24 protein-coding genes are annotated in these 22,863 nt (G+C 63.3%); 15 read left to right on the forward strand and 9 right to left on the reverse strand.

Annotated features, from left to right (window positions below; translation table 11 throughout):
• The first annotated feature begins 156 nt into the window (after positions 1–156).
• Together AC1D1L_RS04790 and AC1D1L_RS04795 are read left to right on the forward strand one after the other, a co-directional pair.
• Positions 157–1,422 carry a TCR/Tet family MFS transporter gene (locus tag AC1D1L_RS04790; RefSeq protein ID WP_477339224.1) on the forward strand — a complete coding sequence of 422 codons (1,266 nt, stop codon included), beginning with the start codon at positions 157–159 and terminating at the stop codon, positions 1,420–1,422.
• Positions 1,406–1,624, forward strand: a complete 219-nt coding sequence (locus tag AC1D1L_RS04795; RefSeq protein ID WP_477339226.1) for a hypothetical protein — start codon at positions 1,406–1,408, stop codon at positions 1,622–1,624. Before AC1D1L_RS04790 ends, AC1D1L_RS04795 begins: the two co-directional genes overlap by 17 nt.
• A 4-nt stretch (positions 1,625–1,628) precedes the next feature.
• On the opposite strand, the gene carA is transcribed toward AC1D1L_RS04795, so the two are convergent.
• On the reverse strand, positions 1,629–2,846 hold the full coding sequence (gene carA / locus AC1D1L_RS04800) for a glutamine-hydrolyzing carbamoyl-phosphate synthase small subunit (protein ID WP_477339228.1): 1,218 nt from the start codon (positions 2,844–2,846) through the stop codon (positions 1,629–1,631).
• Between the two features lie 252 nt (positions 2,847–3,098).
• On the opposite strand from carA, the gene AC1D1L_RS04805 reads away from it, so the two are divergent.
• Positions 3,099–3,548 carry a GatB/YqeY domain-containing protein gene (locus tag AC1D1L_RS04805; protein WP_477339230.1) on the forward strand — a complete coding sequence of 150 codons (450 nt, stop codon included), beginning with the start codon at positions 3,099–3,101 and terminating at the stop codon, positions 3,546–3,548.
• Positions 3,549–3,603: 55 nt separating this feature from the next.
• Positions 3,604–4,161 carry a GNAT family N-acetyltransferase gene (locus AC1D1L_RS04810; protein WP_477339232.1) on the forward strand — a complete coding sequence of 186 codons (558 nt, stop codon included), beginning with the start codon at positions 3,604–3,606 and terminating at the stop codon, positions 4,159–4,161.
• A 15-nt stretch (positions 4,162–4,176) separates the two neighbouring features.
• Here the strand turns inward: AC1D1L_RS04810 and AC1D1L_RS04815 are convergent, their stop codons facing one another.
• Positions 4,177–4,563 (reverse strand): DUF983 domain-containing protein, encoded by a 387-nt coding sequence (locus AC1D1L_RS04815; protein ID WP_477339758.1) that lies wholly within the window; start codon positions 4,561–4,563, stop codon positions 4,177–4,179.
• A 134-nt stretch (positions 4,564–4,697) separates the two neighbouring features.
• Here AC1D1L_RS04815 and AC1D1L_RS04820 point away from each other — a divergent pair, with 134 nt between their 5' ends.
• Positions 4,698–6,074, forward strand: a complete 1,377-nt coding sequence (locus AC1D1L_RS04820; protein WP_477339234.1) for an aminotransferase-like domain-containing protein — start codon at positions 4,698–4,700, stop codon at positions 6,072–6,074.
• Between the two features lie 24 nt (positions 6,075–6,098).
• On the opposite strand, the gene AC1D1L_RS04825 is transcribed toward AC1D1L_RS04820, so the two are convergent.
• The 3 genes from AC1D1L_RS04825 to AC1D1L_RS04835 all read right to left on the reverse strand — a co-directional run bounded on the left by AC1D1L_RS04825 (position 6,099) and on the right by AC1D1L_RS04835 (position 9,376).
• Positions 6,099–7,280, reverse strand: coding sequence for an MFS transporter (locus tag AC1D1L_RS04825; RefSeq protein ID WP_477339236.1), 1,182 nt, complete (start codon positions 7,278–7,280; stop codon positions 6,099–6,101).
• 129 nt (positions 7,281–7,409) lie between these two features.
• Positions 7,410–7,619: a DUF2061 domain-containing protein gene (locus AC1D1L_RS04830; RefSeq protein WP_142866937.1), complete on the reverse strand. Its 210-nt coding sequence runs from the start codon at positions 7,617–7,619 to the stop codon at positions 7,410–7,412.
• Between the two features lie 92 nt (positions 7,620–7,711).
• A complete protein-coding gene (locus tag AC1D1L_RS04835) occupies positions 7,712–9,376 on the reverse strand; it encodes a Na/Pi cotransporter family protein (RefSeq protein WP_192260027.1) in 1,665 nt (554 codons plus the stop codon).
• Between the two features lie 387 nt (positions 9,377–9,763).
• Between AC1D1L_RS04835 and AC1D1L_RS04840 the strand changes: the two genes are divergently transcribed.
• The 3 genes from AC1D1L_RS04840 (at position 9,764) to rpoD (ending at position 14,668) form a co-directional block, all read left to right on the forward strand.
• Positions 9,764–10,132, forward strand: a complete 369-nt coding sequence (locus AC1D1L_RS04840) for an RcnB family protein (RefSeq protein ID WP_477339238.1) — start codon at positions 9,764–9,766, stop codon at positions 10,130–10,132.
• 148 nt (positions 10,133–10,280) lie between these two features.
• The gene (dnaG, locus tag AC1D1L_RS04845; protein ID WP_477339240.1) at positions 10,281–12,221 is read left to right on the forward strand and encodes a DNA primase; all 1,941 of its coding nucleotides are present in this window, start codon (positions 10,281–10,283) and stop codon (positions 12,219–12,221) included.
• 419 nt (positions 12,222–12,640) lie between these two features.
• A complete protein-coding gene (rpoD, locus tag AC1D1L_RS04850; protein ID WP_352589682.1) occupies positions 12,641–14,668 on the forward strand; it encodes an RNA polymerase sigma factor RpoD in 2,028 nt (675 codons plus the stop codon).
• Positions 14,669–14,743: 75 nt separating this feature from the next.
• Here the strand turns inward: rpoD and AC1D1L_RS04855 are convergent, their stop codons facing one another.
• Positions 14,744–15,799: a TauD/TfdA family dioxygenase gene (locus AC1D1L_RS04855; RefSeq protein WP_477339242.1), complete on the reverse strand. Its 1,056-nt coding sequence runs from the start codon at positions 15,797–15,799 to the stop codon at positions 14,744–14,746.
• A gap of 321 nt (positions 15,800–16,120) precedes the next feature.
• Between AC1D1L_RS04855 and AC1D1L_RS04860 the strand changes: the two genes are divergently transcribed.
• The 4 genes from AC1D1L_RS04860 (at position 16,121) to AC1D1L_RS04875 (ending at position 18,638) form a co-directional block, all read left to right on the forward strand.
• Complete coding sequence (locus AC1D1L_RS04860) at positions 16,121–16,414, forward strand: GYD domain-containing protein (RefSeq protein ID WP_352589676.1); 294 nt, start codon at positions 16,121–16,123, stop codon at positions 16,412–16,414.
• Between the two features lie 96 nt (positions 16,415–16,510).
• Complete coding sequence (locus tag AC1D1L_RS04865) at positions 16,511–17,140, forward strand: sulfotransferase family 2 domain-containing protein (RefSeq protein ID WP_477339245.1); 630 nt, start codon at positions 16,511–16,513, stop codon at positions 17,138–17,140.
• A 53-nt stretch (positions 17,141–17,193) separates the two neighbouring features.
• Positions 17,194–18,258, forward strand: a complete 1,065-nt coding sequence (locus tag AC1D1L_RS04870; protein WP_477339247.1) for a DMT family transporter — start codon at positions 17,194–17,196, stop codon at positions 18,256–18,258.
• Positions 18,258–18,638: a thiol-disulfide oxidoreductase DCC family protein gene (locus tag AC1D1L_RS04875; protein ID WP_477339249.1), complete on the forward strand. Its 381-nt coding sequence runs from the start codon at positions 18,258–18,260 to the stop codon at positions 18,636–18,638. The genes AC1D1L_RS04870 and AC1D1L_RS04875 overlap by 1 nt, the downstream gene beginning before the upstream one ends.
• A 43-nt stretch (positions 18,639–18,681) precedes the next feature.
• Here AC1D1L_RS04875 and AC1D1L_RS04880 read toward each other — a convergent pair whose 3' ends face one another.
• The gene (locus AC1D1L_RS04880) at positions 18,682–18,939 is read right to left on the reverse strand and encodes a DUF2798 domain-containing protein (RefSeq protein ID WP_477339251.1); all 258 of its coding nucleotides are present in this window, start codon (positions 18,937–18,939) and stop codon (positions 18,682–18,684) included.
• Between the two features lie 273 nt (positions 18,940–19,212).
• Here AC1D1L_RS04880 and AC1D1L_RS04885 point away from each other — a divergent pair, with 273 nt between their 5' ends.
• A complete protein-coding gene (locus AC1D1L_RS04885) occupies positions 19,213–19,887 on the forward strand; it encodes a PadR family transcriptional regulator (protein WP_477339253.1) in 675 nt (224 codons plus the stop codon).
• 165 nt (positions 19,888–20,052) lie between these two features.
• Positions 20,053–20,349, forward strand: a complete 297-nt coding sequence (locus AC1D1L_RS04890; RefSeq protein ID WP_436260952.1) for an HlyU family transcriptional regulator — start codon at positions 20,053–20,055, stop codon at positions 20,347–20,349.
• Between the two features lie 225 nt (positions 20,350–20,574).
• Here the strand turns inward: AC1D1L_RS04890 and AC1D1L_RS04895 are convergent, their stop codons facing one another.
• On the reverse strand, positions 20,575–21,216 hold the full coding sequence (locus AC1D1L_RS04895) for an FMN-dependent NADH-azoreductase (protein ID WP_477339255.1): 642 nt from the start codon (positions 21,214–21,216) through the stop codon (positions 20,575–20,577).
• A 108-nt stretch (positions 21,217–21,324) separates the two neighbouring features.
• Here AC1D1L_RS04895 and AC1D1L_RS04900 point away from each other — a divergent pair, with 108 nt between their 5' ends.
• On the forward strand, positions 21,325–22,281 hold the full coding sequence (locus AC1D1L_RS04900) for a LysR family transcriptional regulator (RefSeq protein WP_477339257.1): 957 nt from the start codon (positions 21,325–21,327) through the stop codon (positions 22,279–22,281).
• On the opposite strand, the gene AC1D1L_RS04905 is transcribed toward AC1D1L_RS04900, so the two are convergent.
• Positions 22,214–22,840, reverse strand: a complete 627-nt coding sequence (locus AC1D1L_RS04905; RefSeq protein WP_477339259.1) for a TetR/AcrR family transcriptional regulator — start codon at positions 22,838–22,840, stop codon at positions 22,214–22,216. The genes AC1D1L_RS04900 and AC1D1L_RS04905 overlap by 68 nt on opposite strands.
• Between the last annotated feature and the right edge of the window lie 23 nt (positions 22,841–22,863).

The raw sequence follows: 22,863 nt of genomic DNA on the forward strand, positions 1-22,863 counted from the left end.
GGCCCGCAGTTCCCAGCGTAAACCAACCGCCAACTTGCCGTCAGGGAATGTCAGGATCAACGATTCCTGCGCGTTCCCTTATTGTTCCGGAATGACGCCTCGCCTATAAGGGGCGCCCGCCTTCGCCCAAAGGCGGCCCAGGGAGCAGGCACCATCATGATCGACCCCAAAACCGCCAGGCGGGGCCTTGCGCTCGTCTTCACCACGCTGCTGCTCGATATTATCGGTTTCGGCATGATCATGCCGGTGTTGCCGGCTTTCTTGAGGGAGTTGAGCGGCGTCGGCATCAGCGAAGCGGCGATCGAGGGCGGCTGGCTGTTCTTCGTCTATGCGGCGATGCAGTTCTTCTTCGCGCCGATCATGGGCGGCTTGAGCGACCGCTTCGGGCGGCGGCCGATCCTGCTTGCCTCGGTGCTTACCTTCTCCATCGACAATCTGATCTGCGCCATCGCCTGGTCCTATCCGATGCTGTTCATCGGCCGCGTGCTGGCTGGTATTTCGGGCGCCAGCTATTCCACGACATCGGCCTTCATTGCCGACATTTCGAACGACGAGAACCGGGCGAAGAATTTCGGCCTGCTCGGCATCGCCTTCGGCGTCGGATTCGTCATCGGTCCGGTGCTGGGCGGGCTGCTCGGCACGTTCGGGCCGCGCGTCCCGTTCTATTTCGCCGCCGGGCTTGCCTTCGTGAATTTTTTGATTGCGCTGTTCTTCCTGCCGGAAACGCTGGAGCAGAAGCACCGCCGCCGCTTCGAATGGAAGCGCGCCAACCCGGTCGGCACGCTCATGCAGATGCGTCAATACCAGGGCATCGGCTGGATCGGGCTCACCTTCTTCCTGATGACGCTCGGCCATATGATGTATCCGGCGGTGTGGTCGTTCGTCTCCAGTTATCGCTATGGCTGGAGCGAGCAGCAGATCGGCTTCTCGCTCGGCGCCTTCGGCCTGTGCGGCGCGATCGTCATGGCGACAGTGCTGCCGCGCGTGATCCCAAAACTTGGCGAATGGAAGACGGCGGTCATTGGTCTCACATTCACGGCCGCCAGCGCCTTCGGCTACGCCTTCGCCTCGCAAGGCTGGATGATCTATGCGGTGATCGTCGTCGGCTGCCTGGAAGCACTGGCCGATCCGCCGCTGAGGAGCCTCGCCGCCGCCAAGGTGCCGCCCTCGGCGCAGGGCGAATTGCAGGGCGCGATGACCTCGATCTTCTCGATCACCTCGATCGTCACGCCGCTGCTCTACACCGCAATCTTTTCCTGGTTCACCGGGCCGAATGCGCCGGTGACCTTTGGCGGCGCGCCTTATCTGGTTGGCGCATGCTTCCTCACGCTTGCAGTCATCGTCTTTGTCACAAAGGTGGCGAGGCCGGCGGCCCGGGCAAATGTCACCACCGGTGTTGCGGAAGATGGAGCACAGGTATGAGGCACGTCAGCCGCATTGCGCTGACCAGGGACGGGAGTATCGCTGTGGCGCATGGTCTTCGGCGCCTGGCGCCTGCTCGACGGCGCTGCGCGCCTCCGGAACGATGAAGCCGGAGCGGCTGTCAGCCATGGTGGAGATCAATCTCGACCGCCAGCAATGGTTCGCCATTCTGGAGGCAAGCGAAGGCCGGCCGGTGGCGTAGAGGCTCAGGCCCGCTCGGCTAGCAATTCCTCGCCACGCTTTTCGCGGATCAAATTGACGAAGCGGCGGAACAGGTAGTGTGAGTCCTGTGGGCCTGGCGAAGCCTCGGGATGATGCTGGACCGAGAACACCGGGCGTCCCGTCAACGCGATGCCGCAATTCGAGCCGTCGAACAGCGAGACATGGGTTTCCTCGACGCCTTCCGGCAGCGAGTCGGCATCGACGGCAAAGCCGTGGTTCATCGAGACGATCTCGACCTTGCCGGTGGTATGATCCTTGACCGGATGGTTGGCGCCGTGGTGGCCCTGGTGCATCTTGGCGGTCTTACCGCCCAGCGCCAGCGCCAGCATCTGGTGGCCGAGGCAGATGCCGAACACCGGAATGTCGGTCTTGAGCAGATCCTGGATCACCGGCACGGCGTAGTCGCCGGTTGCTTCCGGATCGCCGGGACCGTTGGAGAGGAAGATGCCGTCGGGCTGCATGGCCAGGATCTCTTCCGAACCGGTGCTCGCCGGAACCACGGTAACCTTGGCGCCGAGGCCGGAAAGCAGGCGCAATATGTTGCGCTTGACGCCGTAGTCGATGGCGACGACGTGCATGGACGGTTCGGCCTGTTCGCCAAAACCTTCGTTCCACACCCAGGTCGTTTCGCGCCAGACCGAGGACTGGCCGGAGGTGACCTCCTTGGCGAGGTCGAGCCCGATGAGGCCCGACCAGGCGGCGGCGCGGCGCTTGAGGTGGTCGACGTCGAAGACGCCGTTGGGTGCATGGGCGATGACGGCGTTGGGCATGCCCTTCTCGCGGATCAGCGCGGTCAGCGCGCGGGTGTCGATGCCGGACAGCGCGACGATGCCGCGCTTCTTCAACCACTGGTCAAGATGGCCGGCCGCACGGTAGTTGGACGGGTTGGTGACATCGGCCTTGAACACGGCGCCGACGGCGCCGGCGCGGGCGACCGGGTTCAAGTCCTCGATGTCTTCGTCATTGGTGCCGATATTGCCGATATGCGGGAAGGTGAAGGTGACGATCTGGCCGGCATAGGACGGGTCGGTGAGGATTTCCTGGTAGCCGGTGAGCGCGGTGTTGAAGCAGACTTCGGCAACGGCGGAGCCGGCGGCGCCGAGACCGCGACCCTCGATGACGGTGCCGTCGGCCAGCACCAAAAGGGCGGTCGGCTTTTCGGTTGCCCAGGCGGGGGTCAACGCGGGCGTCATCTCGGCCATGGCGGCGCTCCTGTCAGGTTGCGCGTTTCGACGGTTCTGCGCAGCAAACGGCGCGGCCGATCTCTCGAGCCTGCGCGCATCAATTCATTGTCTTATGCAAGGCTGAGTACATAGGGGAAGGCGCCAGAGCGGTCAATGATGCCGGGCCAAATCGGCGGGCATTTGTTTCGTCGAACGATATCAGAGGCTTGGCGCGTTTGCTTTACGAGTTCGCCATGGTTATTGTCCGCGCCGTTCGAAGGAGAAAGCATCATGCGCGCAAAAATCGCCGAATCCCTGAAGAGCGCGATGAAGGCGCAGGACAAGCATCGGCTGCCGACATTGCGGCTCATTCAGGCCGCCATCCACGACCGCGACATAGCCAATCGCGGCTCGGGCAAGGAGCCCGCCAGCGACGAGGAGATCCTGCAGATACTGGCCAAGATGGTGAAGCAGCGCGAGGAATCGGCCAAGGCGTTCGAAGACGGCAAGCGGCCGGAACTGGCCGCGCAGGAGCGCGGCGAGATGGAGATCATCCGCGGCTTCCTGCCGACGCAACTGGACGACGCCGCAGTGACGACGGCGGCCCGCGAGGCGATCGCAGCCACGAGTGCGGCGAGCCAGAAGGACATGGGCAAGGTGATCGCCGCGCTGAAGCAGAAATATGCCGGCCAGATGGATTTCGGCAAGGCGAGCGGCATCGTCAAAGGCCTCCTGCAGTAGGTATTGTCTCTCGCTACGTCCGGCTTGCGGGCCGGACTCCAAGCCGTCTGTCGTCATGATCGAAATCGTCAAACCCGCGCTCGAACACCTGCCATCCTACAAGGCCGCGCTCGAGCGCGGCTGGTCGCCGGATAATGTGCGGCTCGAAGAGGCAACGCGCGAGCAGCTTGTGGCGATCGAAGAGGATCCGATGGCGTTCCTCGCAAGCCTCGACGATCCCGAGGGCAAGGGGCCGCCAATCGTCTTGCCCGACGGCACGACGGTGCCGCGGCTGCCCGGGTTCCGGCGCTGGATCTGGGACGGCGAGGCCGCCGGCTCGATCGGCTTTCGCTGGCAGCCCGGTACGGCTGCGCTGCCGTCGCATGTGCTCGGCCATATCGGCTATGCCGTGGTGCCCTGGAAGCGAGGACGCGGCTATGCCACCGAGGCGCTGCGGCTGATGCTTCCCGAGGCGAGGGCGGTCGGCCTCGCCTATGTAGAGCTCACCACCGACCTCGACAATCCGGCCTCGCAGAAGGTGGTGCTGGCCAATGGCGGCCGGTTGGTTGGGCCGTTCACCAAGGACGCCGTGTATGGCGGCGCCGAGAGCTTGTTATTCCGGATCGATTTGTAGCGCGCGGGTCAGGCGCTATTCGCCGGGCTTGGCCAGCCTACCCTCTTCCGCCTTGTGGTAAAACTGACTTGCCACGAGCCAACCCTTGAGCGGCCTCAGCGGCGGAATGCAGGTCGCAAGGACTACGGGCAACGATACGAAGACATGGAACCACATGGAGGGTTCAAAGGTCACTTGCGCCCAGACGGCGAACAGCACGGAAGGCACGCAGGCGAAGCAGATCACGAAGAAGGCAGGTCCGTCGGCCGGATCTGCAAAAGAGTAGTCGAGACCGCAAACCTCGCATTTTGGCGCAAGCGTCAGAAACCCGTTGAACAGCCTGCCTTCTCCGCAGCGGGGGCAACGGCCGCGAATTCCGACTTGCCATGGCACAAGCGGGGGATAGTGCGCGTGATCGTGCATGATGGTCACTCCAACCGACCTCATCAAAGGGCACTCTCATCCGGCCTTGAGGTCCGTGATACATACTAGTATCATGATTGTATGCATACAATGCGACAAAATGTATGGAGACGAGAAATGAAGGCGGTAGCAGGATGACTGGTGACGGCGAGTTCGGATGGTTTTCCGCGTTGGGAGATGGCTCCGGGCCGATCTATCTCAGGATCGTCGACGCGCTTGCCGACGCCCGCTCGACCGGTCGCCTGCAGCCAGGGGACAGATTGCCGCCGCAGCGTGAGCTGGCCCGGTTGCTGGGGGTCGATCTGACCACCGTCACGAGAGCGTTCACCGAGGCGCGCCGCCGCAATCTCATCGACGCTGCCGCGGGGCGCGGCACGTTCGTCACGCCCGGCGAGGCCGAGGAACCGATCCTGGATCTGAGCATGAACATCCCGCCTGCGCCTGCGGGCCTCAGCCTGCCGGCATTGATCCGCAGCGGCATAGACGGACTGCTGCGCCGTTCGAGCGCGGAGGCGCTTCTGGCCTACCATCCCGGGCCAGGCTCGCCCGCCGAGCGTGCCGCCGGTTCCGCGTGGCTCTCTGCATCCGGCGACAGGCTGCCGGTCGATCGTGTGGTTGTCGGTTCAGGCGCGCAGGCTTTGCTGGCAGCCGTTCTTCTGTCGCAAACCCGCGAGGGCGACACCGTCGTCACCGATGCGCTGACCTATCCGGGCCTGAAAGCGCTTGCCAGGACGACGAAGCGCGAACTGGCCGGTGTGGGACGTGACGATCAAGGCATGCGGCCGGACTATCTCGAGGACGCGGTGCGGCGGCACGGCGCCCGCGTCCTCTATCTCAATCCGACGATGCACAATCCGTCGGCGCTGGTCATGCCTGAGGGTCGACGCCGCGATCTGGCGCGGGTGGCAGGCAGGCTGGGTCTGACCATCATCGAGGACGATCCGTACAGCCCCCTGGTTGCAGCGTATCCGCCGTCCTTCCTAAGCCTAGCGCCCGAGCGCACCATCCATATCGCGACGATGGCGAAATGCGTCTCCCCGTTCCTGCGCACCGCGTTTTTGGTGGGGCCGGGCGCCGAGACCATCGAGCCGATAGCCGAAGCAATCCGCGGGACCACGATTATGGCCCCGCCGCTGATGACTGGCCTTGCCTGCGAATGGATACGCAATGGCCTTGCCGTCGAGATCACCACCGCGGTGCGCGTCGAAGCGCAAGCGAGACTGGAGGTGGCGCACATGATCCTGCCCCGAGGGTTTGCCTCGGCGCCATCCAGCCTGCATCTTTGGTATCCGCTCGACGGGCGGTTGGGTTCTTTGGAACTCGCCGATCTCGCACGGCGGCGAGGATTGGCGCTTAGTCCGGCAGAGGAGTTTTCCGTTATACCCGATGGCGCCAACGGCGTGCGCCTGGCGCTCGGCGCGGCGGCTAGCCGCGAAAGACTCGAACAGGGCCTGCGCAGCCTCGTGTCGATCCTTGCGGGCAGCCCAGGACACGCGCCCGCTCCGGTCTGATGGAGCCAATGGCGATCGGTGCTGCTATTCGGCTGCGGCCGGCAGCGGCGGGGCTGCCCGGCTGCGTCCCTCCCAGATGTAGGAGGCCAGCGCCGCCGCCACCGCGACCAGCATGGCCGCGGCGCCCACAACCGGCAGGCTGCGATAGCCATAGCCGGCATTAAGCATGGCCGCACCCAGCGATGCCGCAAGCGCGATGCCGACGTTGAAGCCCGAGGGGATGAGCGATGAGGCGAGGTTGGAGGCGTCCGCCGTCCAGGTCAGGATGCGGGTCTGGATCGGCGTGCCGATGGCGAAGTTGAGGCCACCCCAAATGACGATGGCGATGACCATCGGCAGCGGGTAGGGGCTGACGGCATAGATCACGCCAAGCATCACCGCCTGCAGGGCAAGCATGGTGATCAGCGACGGCATCAGCTTCCAGTCGGAAAGCTTGCCGCCGAGGAAGACGCCGATGGTGGCGCCGACGCCGTTGAGCAGCAGCACCCAGGGGATCAGGTTTTCGTCGAGATGGGTCACTTCAAGCAGCGTCGGGGTGATGTAGGTGAACAGGCCGAACTGCCCGATCATCAGCATCAGCATCAGGATGAGCGAAGTCCAGACCTGCTGGCGCGCCAGCACCCGCACCTCGCTGCCAAGACTGGCGGACGGACGCGATGCGCCTGTTTTGCGCGGCAGGAGGGCGGCCATGGCGGCAAACGCCACCACGCCAAGCGCGCACATCACCCAGAAGGTGGCGCGCCAGCCCCAGAGATTGCCGATCGCGGTGCCGGCCGGCACGCCGATGACGTTGGAAACGGTGAGGCCGGAGAGGATGACGGCGACAGCCATGCCGCGCTTGTCCTCGGGCACAAGGCCGACGGCCACCACCATGGCGACGCCGAAATAGGCTCCGTGCGCGACGGCGACCGCTATGCGCAGGAGCAGCATCGAGGCAAAATCGGGCGCCAGCGCGCAGGCGGCCTGGCCGATGGTGAAGGCGACGGTCAGGCAAAGCAGCAGGGTTTTGCGGGAAATGCCTTTGGTGGCGAGCGCCAGCAACGGCCCGCCAACCGCGATGCCGCCTGCATAGCCGGAGACGAGATAGCCGGAGGTCGGGATCGAAACGCCGAGGCCGTCGGCCACTTGCGGCAATACACCGGCGATGACGAATTCGGTGGTGCCGAAAGCGAAGGCGGCGATGAACAGGGCAATGAGCGGAAGCATGGCGCGGAAGCGATCCTGAGACGAGGCCGCCTCAAATCATGGATGGCGCCTGCCGGCAATGCAGAAATTGTCGACGCCGCTTTAGGTTTTCTTGATCTGGCCCATCCCAGCTGGCGGCACCCGCCAAGTCTAAGCGGCGTTCTTCCTGCCGTAGGGGATTTTCAGCCACGCCCGCTCATGAAGGTAATACAGCAAGGATTTGGTGACGACCTCGGTGGCGCCGATGGCCGCGGCAAGCTTGATGCTGCCGGTGATGACGAGCGAGATGATCATCGTGTCGATGGTGCCGGTGGCGCGCCAAGAAAGCGCCTTGGCAAAGCTGCGCGAATGGGTATCCAAAGACTATCCTCCGGTGGACTGACCCGATGCTTAGCCGAGGGAGGGCTGGGCGCGCAAAGACTAATTTCGCCGCAGCAGGCGCTTGTTTGGGCTCAGCTGGCCTTCAGCCGCGACCCACCAAGCAGGCCGCGCTCTTCCAGCACCGGATAGGCCATCGAGGCCAGCAGCGAGTTGATCTGCTTGAGGTCGCGGATGGTGTCGAGGTGGATGGAGCTGGTCTCGACGCTCTTGGCGGTGCCGTCGCGCAGGCGCACGAAATGGCTGGCGCTGGTTTCCTTCTCGCGGTCGCGCAGTCGGTCCTTTTCCAGCACCAGTTGGCGCGCGGCCTCGGGGTCGCGGGACACCAGCACATTGAAGGCGAGCCTGGCATTGGCCAGCACCGAGGCATGGAAGGCGCTGAGTTCGCGCCAGCCTTCGGGCGTGAACTCCAGCCCGCGCTCAAGCTTCTTCTTCACATGCACCAGCATGTTGCGCACGATGATGTCGCCGACCTGCTCGAGCTTGACGCAGGCACCGATCAATTCCTGGCAGCGGAGGGCCTCGTCCTCTGTGAGCGAGTTCCTGGTCAGTTTGGCCAGATAAAGCTTGATCGCCGCGTGCTTCCTGTCGACACGGTCGTCAAGTGCGGCCAGCGCCTTGATCTTGTCGGCGTCGGCGCTCTCGTAGAGTTCGATGATGCGCTTCAGCATGATCTCGACCGTTTCGCAGACCCGCACCACCTCGCGGGTGGCATTGGCCAGCGCCTGGCTCGGCACGTCCAGCGCGCTGTCGTTGAGCGCGGAAAGCTCGATGACGTCGAGAGCTGCGGCCGGTTCGGACTTGGTGCCCATCGCCACGATCTTCTCCGAAACGCGATAGACCAGACTGGCCAGCGGCAGGCCGGCGAGCAGGATCAGCACATTGAAGAGGATGTGGGCGTTGACGATCTGGTCGGGCACGGTGGCGCCGAGGAAGGCGACCGGCGGCTTCAGCGTCATGAACAGGATCAGCATCACCAGCGAGCCCATGCCGCGCATCAACAGATTGCCGATTGGCACGACGCGCACGCCAGGCTCGGCGTTGCGGGTGAGCAGCGGCGCGATGATCGACGAGCCGAGATTGACGCCGAGCACCAGCACGATGCCGAGTTCCGGCGGGATGAAACCGCGGCCGGCCAGTGTCACCAAAAGCAGCACCGCGGCGATCGAGGAGTGGAACAGCCAGGTGATGAGGGCTGCAAGCAGGTAGGCGGTGACGAAATCGCCGGAGAAGTAGTTGACGATGAGCGGCATCAGCGTGCTCTGGCGCAGCGGCTCGGACGCCTGGCCGATCATCTCCAGCGACAGAAGCAAAAGGCCGATGCCGACCAGAATGCGGCCGGACTGGCGCCAGTCGCGCCGCTCGGTCGCCATGAACATGACGGTGCCGGCGACAAGGCAGATCGGCACCAGCAGCGTCAGATCGAAGGTCAAGAGCTTGACCACCAGCGCCGAGCCGATCTCGGCGCCGCGCACCGCCAACTGGCCCGACATGCCCGACACGATGCCTGCGCCGGCGAAGGAGCCGACGAGAAGCGTGACCGCGGTCGAGCTCTGCAGCGCGACCGACAGGCCGCAGCCGGCCAGCACCGCCATGATCGGATTGCGCATGGTGGCGCGCAGCCGGTGGCGCAGCACGTCGCCATAGGCGCGCTCGACGCCGGTCTTGACCATCCGGGTGGCGAACAGCATCAACGCCACGGCGCCGGCCAGATGCAGGAGAACGACCGAACCGCTCATGTCAACGCCTGCATGCGGACAGGACGCGCGATGCTGACAGCGCGACGCCTGGAGGGGACAACGAGGATGCGAATCATGGTCATGACAGTCGCTTAATATTAGCTGGAATATTTTAGCCGGATAATAAAATTTGTCGATTCCAAGGGCGGTCGCGACGCGACAGGCCGTGTCGGAAAATAGACGGACGCGCAGACGACTGCACGGCGGGTTCATGGCACGGCAGTGGACTGGCGAAGTTTGCCGCGCCTTTGGCGACAACCTTTGTGATGATCTTCAAATATCTGATATAAGCGAATGATTTCATTACATAATTGTAATGCTGACGTTCAGTTTCAGTTCATCCTTCGGGGGCTATTCCCTGGGCATCAACAACCAAGGAGCCCCGTTATGAAACGCATTGTTCTTTCCGCCCTCGCTTTCTCGATGCTGGCCGCGACTTCGCTTACCGGCCAGGCCGCACCGACGAACACGCCGGCTGCACCGCAGTCGAACTACACCAACGTCGACTGGCAGAAGCCCACCAGCCAGAAGCGCGTGATCCATAAGCGTTTCGAAAAGAAAGTGGTCGTGAAGCGGAACCATTGGCGCAATGGCCAGAAATATTCCAGCTGGAGGCAGCACCAGCCGATCCGCGACTATGGACGATATGGCCTGCATCGTCCCGGCCGCGGCCAGGAATGGATCCGCGTCGGCAACGACTATGTGCTGGTGAGCATCCTGTCCGGCATCATCTTCGGCGCCATTGCCGCGCAGTGAGCCTACCAGCGCACTGCTGGAGCTTGAAAGGAGGCAGGCGGCCGGCAACGGCCGCCTTTCTTTTTGCCTGTGGAAACCGGGTATGGCCGGTATTCGGGGTCGTCGGATTTCGCCGGCATGATTATATGTTGGGGAAACGAGTTCCCCGATGCGCTTTCCACCCGCCTTTCTCGACGAGATACGCGACCGTGTGCCGATTTCATCGGTTATCGGCCAGCGCGTCGCGTGGGACAGGAAGAAGACCAACGCGTCGCGCGGCGACTATTGGGCGTGCTGCCCGTTCCATGGCGAGAAGAGCCCATCCTTTCACTGCGAGGACAAGAAGGGCCGCTACCACTGCTTCGGCTGCTCGGTGTCGGGCGATCATTTCAAATTCCTGACCGAACTCGACGGCATGAGTTTTCCCGAAGCGGTCGAGAAGATCGCCGAGATGGCCGGCGTGCCGATGCCGGTGCGCGACGAACGGGAGGAACAGCGCGAGAAGGAACGCGCCAGCCTGACCGACGTCATGGAGATGGCGACCGCTTTCTTCCAGGAGCGGCTGCAGGGACCGGAAGGCGCCAAGGCGCGCGCCTATCTCAGGGACCGCGGGCTGACGCCGGCGACGCAGCAATCGTTCCGGCTGGGCTTTGCGCCGGACAGCCGCAACGCGCTGAAGGAGCATCTTGCCGCCAAGGGCGTGCCCAAGGCCGATATTGAGGCCTGCGGGCTGGTGCGCCATGGCGACGACATCCCGGTCTCCTATGACTGGTTCCGCGACAGGATCATGTTCCCGATCCCGGATTCGCGCGGCAAGATCATCGCCTTCGGCGGCCGCGCGCTGGCCGCCGATGCGCTGGCCAAATACATGAACTCGCCCGACACCGAGCTCTTCCACAAGGGCAATGTGCTCTACAATTTCGCCCGCGCCCGCAAAGCGCTCGCAAAGGGCGGTACGGTGATTGCCGTTGAAGGCTATATGGACGTCATTGCGCTGGCGCAGGCCGGCTTCGAAAATGCCGTGGCGCCGCTCGGCACCGCGCTCACCGAAAACCAGCTTGAACTTCTGTGGCGCATGGCGCCCGAGCCGATGCTTTGCTTCGACGGCGACCAGGCCGGGCTGAAGGCGGCGTGGCGCGCCGCCGACATGGCGCTGCCGTCGATCCAGCCGGGACGCTCGGCGCGCTTTGCCCTGCTGCCCGAGGGCAAGGACCCCGACGATCTGGTCAAGGCCGAAGGGCCGGACGCCTTTCGCGCCGTGCTTGCCGAAGCGCGGCCGCTGGCCGACCTGCTCTGGATGCGCGAGACGGCAGGCGGCGTCTTCGACACGCCGGAGCGGCGGGCGGAGCTGGAAAAGACGCTGCGCGAACTGACCGGCCGCATCCGCGACGAGAGCCTGCGCTACCACTACCAGCAGGAGATGCGCGAGCGCGTGCTGAACTTCTTCGGCTCGCAGCGCAGTGCCCGCCAGGGTCGTCAGGACTGGAAACCGGGGCAGGGCAAAACACCGGCACCCGGCGGCCAGTTCGCGAAAGGCAGCGGCGTTGGCGCGCGCGCCGCGATCACCGAAAGCCTCGGCCGCTCCGCCATGGTCAAGCGCGGCGGCGAGATGATGTCGGTGCGGGAGGCGACGATCATCGTGGCGCTGGTCAACCATCCCGCGCTGATCGACGAGAATTTCGCCCATGTCGAGTTCCTCGATCTCGCCAACACCGATCTGCAGCGGCTGCACGCCGCCATCCTCGATGCCATGGCGCATGACATGGCCAATGACCGCGACGCGGTGATCGCCACGATCGAGCGCGCCGGCTGCAGCGATATCTGGGAGCGGGCGGTGATGCTGATCAAACGCGCCCGGCAATGGCCGGCGCTGGAAACCGCCGCCCTTGACGATGCCCGTGACGCCTTCAACCAGGCGCTGCACTTGCAGCGCAGCGCGCGCACCTTACATAAGGAGCTCAAGCAGGCGGAAGCAGCGCTCGCCAGCGATCCCACAGACGAAAACTACCGGCATCTCGTCGAGATTCAGGCGCAATTTCGTGATGTGCAGGCAACGGAAGCGCTGATCGAAGGGTTCGGCGTGTCCTCGGGCAAGGCTGGACGCGTGTAGGTTGAAACCTGCGCAAGAGTGAAGTTGAAACGTGCTGCGCGTCGAATCGACGCCTCTAAGTCGGGTAATTGATTCGCTTTTTTGATGCGAATCATGCGAGAGGCGCTTGACCTTCTGGCAGAATGACGGAATCAGGACGATTCGAAACCTTAACCCGTGCCGGCGTCGATGGGAAATGCAGCGATGTGAGGTGCTGATCACTGGACAGGCTGTTAGCCTGCCACAGATATCAGGGTTAATCTGGACTTAATGCATGTCGCCCAAAAGTGAAAACCGGTTTTGGGGCACGATATGAACCAAACAAAAGAGTTGATGCGGTTACCGGCCCGGTGAAGCGCGTTTCGTCACGAGCGCATAATTTGACCGGTGCGGCAGCTTACGCGGCTTCGATGTTCGGCCGCTAGGAGAAGATAAAGACTATGGCGACAAAGGAAAAGGAAGAGGTCGAGACCGAACGTGAAGGCGCCACCGATGGCCCGCTGCTCGACCTTTCCGATGATGCTGTCAAGAAGATGATCAAGGCCGCCAAGAAGCGCGGCTATGTGACCCTTGACGAGCTGAATGCGGTGCTGCCGTCGGAAGAGACCGATCCGGATCGCATCGAAGACATCAATGCAATGCTGTCCGACATGGGCATCAACGTGGTCGAGGACGACGACCAGGGCGAGGAGCCCGAGGCCGCCGACAGCAATGCCGATGCCGAGGAAGACGCCAACGAACTGGCCGAGCAGACCGGCACCGCCGTCGCCGCCACGACCACCAAGAAAGAGCCGACCGACCGCACCGATGATCCGGTGCGCATGTATCTGCGCGAAATGGGCTCGGTCGAGCTCCTGTCGCGCGAGGGCGAAATCGCGATCGCCAAGCGCATCGAGGCCGGCCGCGAGACGATGATCGCGGGCCTCTGCGAAAGCCCGCTGACCTTCCAGGCCATCATCATCTGGCGCGACGAGCTCAACGAATCCAAGATCCTGCTGCGCGAGATCATCGACCTCGAAGCCACCTATGCCGGCCCCGAAGCCAAGCAGGCGCCGGTGGTGGAGCGCATCGAGGAGGCCCCGAAGCCCGAGGAAAAGCCACGCCGCGGCAGCCGTGAAGACGAAGACGACATCACCAATGTCGGCACCGATACGCGCGGCCTGGTCGATGACGACGAGGAAGACGAGGACGAGGCCAGCCTGTCGCTGGCCGCGATGGAAGCGGAATTGCGTCCGCAGGTGATGGAGACGCTCGACGTCATCGCCGACACCTACAAGAAGCTGCGCAAGCTGCAGGACCAGCAGGTCGAGAACCGTCTGGCCGCCGCCGGCACGTTGTCGCCCAGCCAGGACCGCCGCCTGAAGGAGCTGAAGGATCAGCTGATCAAGGCGGTGAAGTCGCTGTCGCTCAACACCGCGCGCATCGAGGCGCTGGTCGAGCAGCTCTACGACATCAACAAGCGCCTGGTGCAGAACGAAGGCAAGCTGCTGCGCCTGGCCGAAAGCTATGGCGTGCGCCGCGAGGAGTTCCTGAAGGAATATCAGGGTTCCGAGCTCGATCCGAACTGGACGCGCTCGATCGGCAATCTTACCTCGCGCGGCTGGAAGGAATTCACCAAGAACGAGAAGGACGCGATCAAGGAGCTGCGTTCGGAGATCCAGAACCTCGCCACCGAAACGGCGATCTCGATCCTGGAATTCCGCAAGATCGTCAATCAGGTGCAGAAAGGTGAGCGCGAAGCCGCGATCGCCAAGAAGGAAATGGTCGAGGCCAATCTGCGTCTCGTCATCTCGATCGCCAAGAAGTACACCAATCGCGGCCTGCAGTTCCTCGACCTGATCCAGGAAGGCAATATCGGCCTGATGAAGGCGGTCGACAAATTCGAATACCGCCGCGGTTATAAGTTCTCGACCTACGCGACATGGTGGATCCGGCAGGCGATCACGCGTTCGATCGCCGACCAGGCGCGCACCATCCGCATTCCGGTGCACATGATCGAAACGATCAACAAGATCGTGCGGACCTCGCGCCAGATGCTGCACGAGATCGGCCGCGAGCCGACGCCTGAGGAACTGGCCGAAAAGCTCGCAATGCCGCTCGAAAAAGTGCGCAAGGTGCTGAAGATCGCCAAGGAGCCGATCTCGCTCGAAACGCCGGTCGGCGACGAGGAGGATTCGCATCTCGGCGATTTCATCGAGGACAAGATGGCGATCCTGCCGATCGACGCGGCGATCCAGGCCAATCTGCGCGAAACGACCACGCGCGTGCTGGCCTCGCTGACGCCGCGCGAAGAGCGCGTGCTGCGCATGCGTTTCGGCATCGGCATGAACACCGACCACACGTTGGAAGAAGTCGGCCAGCAGTTCTCGGTCACCCGCGAGCGTATCCGCCAGATCGAAGCCAAGGCGCTGCGCAAGCTCAAGCACCCGAGCAGGTCGCGCAAGCTGCGCAGCTTCCTCGACAGCTGACACTCGCCGATTGCAAGGAAATTAAGGGCGCCCATCGAGGCGCCCTTTTCGTTTCAAGTGGTTCATCGAATTGCTCTACAACGGCACGTTCAGCCGCGTCCCCTTGACGATGATGCCGCCTCGGTCGCCAACTTCTATTGAGCCGTAACGCTGCCTGAAGCACTCGGGCAGCGGGCGGTCGCCGGGAATCGACAGCCACAGGCGCAGCATATGGCGCCGCTTGTCGGAGTCTGGCCAATCGCGAAAACCCATGCGGTCGTGAAGCAATGAATGGTTGTAGACAAACTGCATGTCGCCGGGCCGCAGCCGCATCGACAGGTTTAGCTTCGGGTCATTGGCAAGGCTGTCGAAGAGATCCAGCGCCTCGACATGCGCGGGGCTCAGCCGCATGGCATCCGGGAAGCGCTGCGCGCTGTCGATGTACTGGCGTTGATAAATGCCGGTCAGCAGTCTCGCGTGCCAGTTGAGGACTGGGATTTCGAAGTAGGGCTTTTCGCCTTCGGGTACCTCGCCGCGCCGGTCTGTAGCAATCGGATCAAACAGCAGGCGGACCAGATCAGGCCGTCGTTTGCGCATCTCGTTGTAGATCGTCACCGTGCTGACCAGCAGGGACTCGCCACCTTGCATGGCATCTCTAAGGCAGAGCAGACCGACGACGTCGGCGGAGTCGGTGTGAAATGTCTGGCGCTCCGCCGTCTGGTAGATGCGTGTCGTGGCGTCCCTGGCGTCGGCGCCTGTGTCGCGGACATGGCCGAGTATATGGCCCTGGGCATTCTGCGACCGTGCGCTTCCCAGATGCGCGCCAATCCCGCAGAAGATCGTTGCCGCCATTTGCGCGGAATATGTCTCGACCGGAAGGCCGCGAAGCACCTCGAACCCTATGCCTGCGATGAGTTTTTCACGAAGGGCGGCGAGATGGCCGGCAAGCCGGGGCAAGGGGAAATCGGCCTTGCTCAGGCTGCCGATATCTTGCGAGCGGGCGAGAAAGCCGGTTGCCGCCAATTCCAGTTCCGCGACATCCTGCTTGTCCAATTCGACCAGCCAATTTTCAGGATGCTTCGCTATTTCCTCGCCAGTCCATGCGGCAGGAATTTCGATCTGTCCGGGCGGCAGGTCGATGCTCTCGCGCATGAAACTCTCCAATGGCTGGATCGGCGGGGATTTCCGCCAGGTCGATGGCCACGAACGGAGATTGCCGTAGTCAGGCGGATTATTAAACCGGCTTTCCCTGGTCGGCGCTGACAGTTTGCGGTCGTCACCATGCCGCCGCCTTGGCGCTTGGAGAAATCGCCTTCACGCATCAATGGGGCTGGCGCGACGGTCCTTGCACGAAGCTCGCTGCGGGCGGATACTTCCCCGTCGGATGCGTGTTCTGGGTGACAAGCCGGATGTTCGCCCCGGCGCAGGTCCACGACCTGAGCCGTGCTCCGTGGCGCCGGAGGGAGGTATGCGATGACAACCTACATCCTTTTGATGAACTGGACCGAACAGGGCGCGAGGAATGTGCGCGAGTCGCCGAAGCGGCTCGATGCCGCCAAGAAGCAACTGGCTGACATGGGTGGATCGTTCAAGGCGTTTTATCTCACGATGGGCGAATGCGACATGGTGGCCGTAGTCGAAGCGCCCGACGATGCGGTGCTGGCGCGCTTTGCGCTGATGCTGGCGACTGGCGGCAGCGTCAAGACGCGAACGCTCAAGGCTTTCCCGGAATTTGCCTATCGCGAGATCGTCACTTCGCTTGGATAAGGCGAAGGTAGCTTGAAATAACGAGGCCAGAAGCATTTCCGGGCGATCAATGGGGGTGCCGCTTGACGGCGCCTGATCTGCCGATATTGAGGGGAAATGCTCCTCTCGCTTGAGAAGAACTTTATTTTCATCCATATCCCGAAGACGGCGGGGACCTCGATCACCCGTGCGCTGCGGCCATGGTGCCTGAGGCCGAAGCCGACGCCGTGGCGGCGTCTGCTGTCGCGTCTGCCGGTGCCGGAAGCGCCGGAGAAGGTCAATTTCAAGCAGCATGACAGAGCCGCCTGGCTGCGGCGCAAATTGCCCTCCCGGCTCTATGACGGCGCCTACAAATTCGCCGTGGTGCGCAACCCTTTCGAGCTGGTCGTTTCCAACTACCAGCATTTGCGCCGGAAAACCTCGCGGCGCCGGCATCGCCAGGCGCAGCGCTGGGACTTCAAGGCGTTCCTGCGCTACCTCGAACGCAAGAACCGGCTGGCGCGGGTGGATCAGACGAGCTGGATTTCGGACAGGGATGGAAAGCTGATCATCGACGAGGTCCTGCGCTTCGAAACGCTGGGCGAGCAGTTCAATGTCCTGGCCGAGCGGCTCGGCCTTCCCGGCGAGCTTCCGCGATCGAATGTCGGGGCGCCGGTCGACTATCGCGCCCTCTACGATGAGGAGGCGAAAGCGATCGTGCGGCGGCTCTATGTCAGAGACTTCGAACGCTTCGGCTACGATTTCTGATTTGCGGCGCGCAAGGGGAAGACGGGACGCGGCGCCGTGGTAGAATGAGGGTCATGTCTGAACCGCTCTCACATTCGCATCTATGGCCCGGCGTGCCGCTTGCGCTTGGCTCTGCCGCCTTGTTTGGCGCGGCGCCGCCGCTATCCAAGCTGCTCCTTGATACTGTCAATCCCTTCCTGCTGGCGGGCCTGCTCTATCTCGGCGCGGGTGTAGGGCTGGCGGTGTTTCGCCTGCTTCGAGGCGTGCAGGCAGCCGCCGGCGAAGCGCAACTGGCCCGCAAGGACATGCCATGGCTGGCGCTGGCGATCGGTATGGGTGGCATCGTCGCCCCCGTGCTTCTGATGTTCGGCCTTACACTGAATACCGCATCCAGCTCCGCTTTGTTGCTCAACCTCGAAGCGCTGGCTACCATGGCGATAGCCTGGCTGATCTACCGCGAGAATGTCGACCGTCGACTGCTTTTTGGTGCCTTCGCCATCCTTGCCGGTGCGGTTCTGTTGTCATGGCAAGGCCAGGGTGTTGCCTTCAACCTTGGCGCGTTGCTGGTTGCCGGAGCTTGCCTGGCATGGGGCCTGGACAACAATTTCACCCGGAAAATCTCCGCTACCGACCCGGTGGTGATCGCCATGCTGAAGGGGCTGGTGGCAGGTATCGTCAATGTCGGGCTCGGCTTGATTGCCGGCGCATCATTGCCCGCTATGTCCATCGTCGCCGCGGCAGCGACAGCCGGTTTCTTCGCCATCGGCATCAGCCTGGTTATGTTCATCCTGGCGCTGCGCCATCTCGGCACGGCACGCACAGGGGCCTACTATTCGCTGGCGCCGTTCATAGGCGCTCTGCTTGCCGTGTCTGTCCTCGGTGAGCCCCTGACGTTGAAGCTGGTGATTGCCGGACTTTTGATGGGCGTAGGCCTGTGGCTGCATCTGTCCGAGCGCCACGATCATGAGCATGATCACCAGGCTCTTGAGCATGAGCATAGTCATGTGCATGACGAGCACCACCAGCACGATCATGATGGGATGGTGACAGAACCGCACTCGCACCGGCATCGGCATGTGCCGATGCGTCATGCGCACGCGCACTATCCCGATCTGCACCACCGGCACGACCACGGCTAATGGCGGGCGCTCTGCTGACTGTCTGGTACAACACGCGCTGCCCGGTCTGCGATGGCGGCATCACCAGGCAGAAAAGGCGGCTGATCGAGGCGATCAAGGCCGGCCGAATCGCGTTTCGTGACATCAATCTCGAACCGGCGGCTCTAGCCGGCTACGGCGCCTCGCTGGAGGACATCCGCCGCCGGCTGCATGCCACGGATGATCAGGGCAAGCTGCTGGTCGGCGCCGATGTCGCGCTTGCCGTCTGGAGGGTGACGCCGGGCGAGGGGTGGCTGGCTGCGCTGTTCGGCAATCCGGTCGCGCTGCCGCTGACGCGGTTCGCCTATGATCGCTTTGCTGACCTTCTCTATGCCTGGAATCGACGCAACGGACGTTGGTAAGGGGGCAAGCCCGAAATTGTCTTCGGGCCTGCCGTCGTGAGCCTTATCGGGCCGGCAGCTCGCATACCCAGCCGACGATGCGTCGCACGGCCGGCAACACAAGCAGCAGCGTCGGAAACGCCACCAGCCAGGACAAGCCCCAGGCGGTGAGCCAGACAGAGGGCAGGTTGGGCTGAGGGCCAAGGCTTTTCAGCGTCGAGATGAACGAGACGATGAAGGTCATCAGCAGCGACAGCACCAGTGGGCTGACGATGGCAGCATAGCGGGCCGGCAGCTTGCCGCGCTTACGGGTCGTGGTCATTGGGATTTTCCCTGAAGTATCCGGTCCGTCGCATGGCATCCACTCCTGCCGGGATTCCGGCGGAATTGCCCGGAAGGACCGGGGTTGGATGCGTTGCTTGACGTCAGACGCTTACGGAGAGGCGCAAAGCCCTCACGCGCCTTCTAGCTGTCAGCGTCGGTGAAATCAACCGCTCTGGCGCCGCTCTTAGATACATCGTAAGATATATCTTGACTCGTCGATGCTGCACGCCTACTTAAGATATATCGTACGATAGAACTCAAGGAGCAATCCATGCACAGACATCATCCCTTTGGCGAGCGCGCCGAGCGCGCTTTCCTCCATATGGCCGGCAAGTTCGGCGGGCGCGGCGGCGGCTTCGGCCCATTCGGTCACGGCGGACGTGGCGGCGGACGCGGCGGCCCGGGCGACATGTTTCGCGCCGGACGCATGCTGGCCGACGGCGATCTCAAGCTGATCACGCTGTCGCTGCTGGCCGAGGCGCCGCGCCACGGCTACGACATCATCAAGGCGCTGGAAGAGCGCACCAGCGGCATCTACAGCCCAAGCCCGGGCGTCGTTTATCCGACGCTGACCTTCCTCGAAGAGGCCGGCTATGCCGCCTCTGCGGCCGACGGCAACAAGAAGGTGTTTTCGATCACCGAGGCGGGCCAGGTGCATCTCACCGAAAATCGCGAAATGATCGACGGCGTGCTCGAGCATCTCGAGCGCTTCGGCCGCAAGATGGCCAAGGCGCGCGAGTGGTTCGGCTGGAACGACGACGGCGAGGAAGGCGGACGGCGTGGCCGCGGCGCCCGTTCGGAAGCCCGCGACGAGTTCCGCACTGTCCGCCACCGGCTGCGTGCCGCTCTCGGCGAAATCGTCGACGCGCCGGCCGAAAAGCAGGCCGAAGCGATCGCCATACTGGAAGGCGCCGCCGAAGCTCTTGAGGCGCTGTCGCGCGGCTGAGCTGGTTTGTGTGCATGTCGCTATCCCAAAACCGCAGGGCACTTTTGCGCGACATGCATTAGCGGGCCGCGCAGCCGCGGCCCTTGCCGATTGAGCCGATGACCGCTAGTGAAAATCATCTCGCATCACCATGTGATGCGGGATGATTGCGGTTGGAGGCTGCTCATGTCTTTTCTGAAACGTCTTTTCGGCGGCGGTGGCGGCAGTGACACCGGCGAGCCCAAGAGCGCCGCTCCGGCAAAGCAGATCGAACACAAGGGTTTTCTGATCAGCGCCACACCTTACAAGGCTGATGGCCAGTACCAGACTTGCGGCGTGGTTTCGAAGGAAATCGGCGGCGTGATGAAGGAACACCGCTTCATCCGCGCCGACCGTTTCGCCGGTCTTGACGACGCTGTCGACATCTCGATCAAGAAGGGCATCCAACTCGTCGACGAGCAAGGCGAGAAGATTTTCGGCTAGGTATGTCGATATTCAGGTGATGCCGTCCTGCGAATGCCGGCTTCCTGCGCTTCCGATGCTCACGTACGAAAAGTACGCTCCACTCCGGTTCTCGGTACAGCCATTCTCGGCTCGGCCTGACCTGAATCTCAACACACCCTTGTTAGCGCCTGGTGCGTTGACAACAAAAAAGGCAGGCGATGGGCGCCTGCCTTTTTCAATTCAAGTGAGTGACTGGCTTGCGTTTTACGCCGCCGCCGCAACACGCTCGGCAGCACCCGCGGCCACCACGGCGTCGACCTTGGCTGTCGCCTTGGCGAGCGCGGCGGTAACGGCATCGGCGCCCATGCCGACGCCTTCGATACGGATGACTTCGACATCGGTCATGCCGAGGAACCCGAGCACCGAGCGCAGATAGGGGACAGCGTGGTCCATCTGGACGGCCGCGCCTTCGGAATAGATACCGCCGGAAGCGAGCACGATGTAGACCTTCTTGCCGGTGACGAGGCCCTTGGGGCCGCCCTCGCCGTAAGAGAAGCTCCTGCCGGAACGGGCGATGTGGTCGACCCACGACTTCAGCGTCGAGGAGATGTTGAAGTTGATGAAGCCGGTGGCCAGGATCACGGTGTCGGCGGCGAACAGCTCGTCGAGCGCGACGTCGGAGACGCCGACGACTTCAGCCTGGCGCGGGCTGCGGGCTTCGACGGGCGTGTAGATGCCGGTCGAATAATCGGCGTCGATATGCGGCAGCGGGTTGGCGACGAGGTCGCGCACGACAAGCGTGTTCGACGGATCGGCGGCGAGGAGCTTTTCAGCGAATTCGGTGGCGATGCGGGTCGAATGCGAGGCAGCGCCGCGCGGGCTGGACGTAACGAGAAGGATCGACATGGGGCTCTCCAAGGTTGGAATGAATTGTCCCGCCAGATATGGGGCTACCGACCCATTCGAAAAACTGGTATATTTTCTATATGATCGATCCATAATCCGGATAAGTCTATGCAGCCTAATCCGACACTCGACCAACTTCAGATCTTTGTGACGGTTGCAGAAACCGGCAGCTTTTCGGCCGCCGGCCGTAAGCTCAACCGGGCACAGTCCGTCATCAGCTACGGCATCGCCAATCTCGAGGCACAGCTTGGACTAAAACTGTTCGAGCGCGAGGGCACGCGCGAGCCACAGCTGACCGAGATCGGCCGGGCGATGCTGGAGGATGCGCGGCGCATGGTCGGCATGCTGCAGCGCATCCGTTCGCGTGCCGATGGCCATCATCAGGGGCTGGAGGCCGAAGTGGCGCTGTCGGTCGACGCGGCGCTGCCTTCGCCAGTGCTGGTGCGGGTGCTGAAAGCATTCGAGGCGCATTTTCCGACCGTGATGCTGCGCGTGCACATCGGCACGCTCGGCGTGATCCCCGATCATGTTGTCAGCGGCCAGGCCGACCTTGGTATCGGTGGCCTGCTGGGCGAGGTCGACGTGCATCTCGTGCGCATCGGCTTCATGTCGATCGTGCTGGCTGCCGCCCCCACCCATCCTCTGGCACTGCTGCCGAAACCGGTGGCGATCGAGGATGCGCGAGAGCACACCCAGCTGGTTGTCACCGACCAGTCTGAACGCACCAAGGGACGCGACTTCGGTGTCTTCGCTTATCGCACCTGGCGCCTGACGGACGTGCGCATCAAGCATACGTTGATGCGCGAGGGGCTGGGCTGGGGTGGGCTGCCGCGCTGGCTGATCGCCGACGATCTGGCCAGCGGCAGGCTGGTGGAGCTCGACCTCGAACCCTTTAGCGAGGTGCGCTCGCCGATGTTTGCCATGCATCGCAACGACAGCAGCCCGAAGCCGGCGGCGGCCTGGCTGATCGAGCAGTTCAAGCGCCAGCTCGGCTGCTTCAACGAGTCCGAACCGGACGACCTGCCTGAGGAAGAGGCGGGGACAGCCCATCGATCAGCGCCATGAGCACGGCGCGATAGTCTTCGGCTGAGGCGCCGGCCTCGACGGCAAGTGCCGCGCGATCGAAGGCGGCGGCGAGCAAAGCGGTCAGCGCATCGGCCGGCAGTCTCGTCATTGTGTTGGCCCGCATCGCCGCGACCAGACCCTCACGCAGCGAACGGTTACCATGGCGGTTGTCGATCATGTCCATGGCGGCACGGCCGAGCACGGCCGGACCATCGAGTAGCAGCAGCCGAGTGCGGCCGGGGAGACGCATGGCAGCGAGATAGGCGTCCGATCCGGCGATCAGCGCGTCGCGGGCAAACAGCGACGGCGGCGAGGCACGATCGATCTCGGCGGCGACAGCTTCTGCCTCCTGCTCGACCACGGCGGCAAACAGCGCCTGCTTGTCGGCGAAATGGTGGTAGAGCGCGCCGCGGGTGACGCCGGCGGCCGCTACGATCTCCGGCGTGCCGGTCTCGGCATAGGATTTTTCAATGAACAGTTTGCGCGCGGCGGCGATCAGGTCGGCACGCGTTGCCTCGGTGCGATCGCGATTGGAGCGGCGCGCGGTTTCTCGTTGCATACATGCAGCCTGTATGTTATTTC

The organism is Mesorhizobium sp. P2_D6 (assembly GCF_056404315.1).

Excerpts from the sequence above, each read along its gene's own strand:
- AC1D1L_RS04825 (WP_477339236.1), bottom strand. The coding sequence starts at position 7,280 with ATGCTTCCGCTCATTGCCCTGTTCATCGCCGCCTTCGCTTTCGGCACC.
- AC1D1L_RS04835 (WP_192260027.1), bottom strand. The coding sequence starts at position 9,376 with ATGAGCGGTTCGGTCGTTCTCCTGCATCTGGCCGGCGCCGTGGCGTTG.
- dnaG (WP_477339240.1), top strand. The coding sequence starts at position 10,281 with ATGCGCTTTCCACCCGCCTTTCTCGACGAGATACGCGACCGTGTGCCG.
- AC1D1L_RS04870 (WP_477339247.1), top strand. The coding sequence starts at position 17,194 with ATGTCTGAACCGCTCTCACATTCGCATCTATGGCCCGGCGTGCCGCTT.
- AC1D1L_RS04875 (WP_477339249.1), top strand. The coding sequence starts at position 18,258 with ATGGCGGGCGCTCTGCTGACTGTCTGGTACAACACGCGCTGCCCGGTC.
- AC1D1L_RS04900 (WP_477339257.1), top strand. The coding sequence starts at position 21,325 with ATGCAGCCTAATCCGACACTCGACCAACTTCAGATCTTTGTGACGGTT.
- AC1D1L_RS04865 (WP_477339245.1), top strand. The coding sequence starts at position 16,511 with ATGCTCCTCTCGCTTGAGAAGAACTTTATTTTCATCCATATCCCGAAG.
- carA (WP_477339228.1), bottom strand. The coding sequence starts at position 2,846 with ATGGCCGAGATGACGCCCGCGTTGACCCCCGCCTGGGCAACCGAAAAG.
- AC1D1L_RS04805 (WP_477339230.1), top strand. The coding sequence starts at position 3,099 with ATGCGCGCAAAAATCGCCGAATCCCTGAAGAGCGCGATGAAGGCGCAG.
- AC1D1L_RS04885 (WP_477339253.1), top strand. The coding sequence starts at position 19,213 with ATGCACAGACATCATCCCTTTGGCGAGCGCGCCGAGCGCGCTTTCCTC.
- AC1D1L_RS04855 (WP_477339242.1), bottom strand. The coding sequence starts at position 15,799 with ATGCGCGAGAGCATCGACCTGCCGCCCGGACAGATCGAAATTCCTGCC.
- AC1D1L_RS04880 (WP_477339251.1), bottom strand. The coding sequence starts at position 18,939 with ATGACCACGACCCGTAAGCGCGGCAAGCTGCCGGCCCGCTATGCTGCC.
- AC1D1L_RS04820 (WP_477339234.1), top strand. The coding sequence starts at position 4,698 with ATGACTGGTGACGGCGAGTTCGGATGGTTTTCCGCGTTGGGAGATGGC.
- AC1D1L_RS04905 (WP_477339259.1), bottom strand. The coding sequence starts at position 22,840 with ATGCAACGAGAAACCGCGCGCCGCTCCAATCGCGATCGCACCGAGGCA.
- AC1D1L_RS04795 (WP_477339226.1), top strand. The coding sequence starts at position 1,406 with ATGGAGCACAGGTATGAGGCACGTCAGCCGCATTGCGCTGACCAGGGA.
- AC1D1L_RS04895 (WP_477339255.1), bottom strand. The coding sequence starts at position 21,216 with ATGTCGATCCTTCTCGTTACGTCCAGCCCGCGCGGCGCTGCCTCGCAT.
- rpoD (WP_352589682.1), top strand. The coding sequence starts at position 12,641 with ATGGCGACAAAGGAAAAGGAAGAGGTCGAGACCGAACGTGAAGGCGCC.
- AC1D1L_RS04790 (WP_477339224.1), top strand. The coding sequence starts at position 157 with ATGATCGACCCCAAAACCGCCAGGCGGGGCCTTGCGCTCGTCTTCACC.
- AC1D1L_RS04890 (WP_436260952.1), top strand. The coding sequence starts at position 20,053 with ATGTCTTTTCTGAAACGTCTTTTCGGCGGCGGTGGCGGCAGTGACACC.
- AC1D1L_RS04815 (WP_477339758.1), bottom strand. The coding sequence starts at position 4,563 with ATGCACGATCACGCGCACTATCCCCCGCTTGTGCCATGGCAAGTCGGA.
- AC1D1L_RS04810 (WP_477339232.1), top strand. The coding sequence starts at position 3,604 with ATGATCGAAATCGTCAAACCCGCGCTCGAACACCTGCCATCCTACAAG.
- AC1D1L_RS04860 (WP_352589676.1), top strand. The coding sequence starts at position 16,121 with ATGACAACCTACATCCTTTTGATGAACTGGACCGAACAGGGCGCGAGG.
- AC1D1L_RS04840 (WP_477339238.1), top strand. The coding sequence starts at position 9,764 with ATGAAACGCATTGTTCTTTCCGCCCTCGCTTTCTCGATGCTGGCCGCG.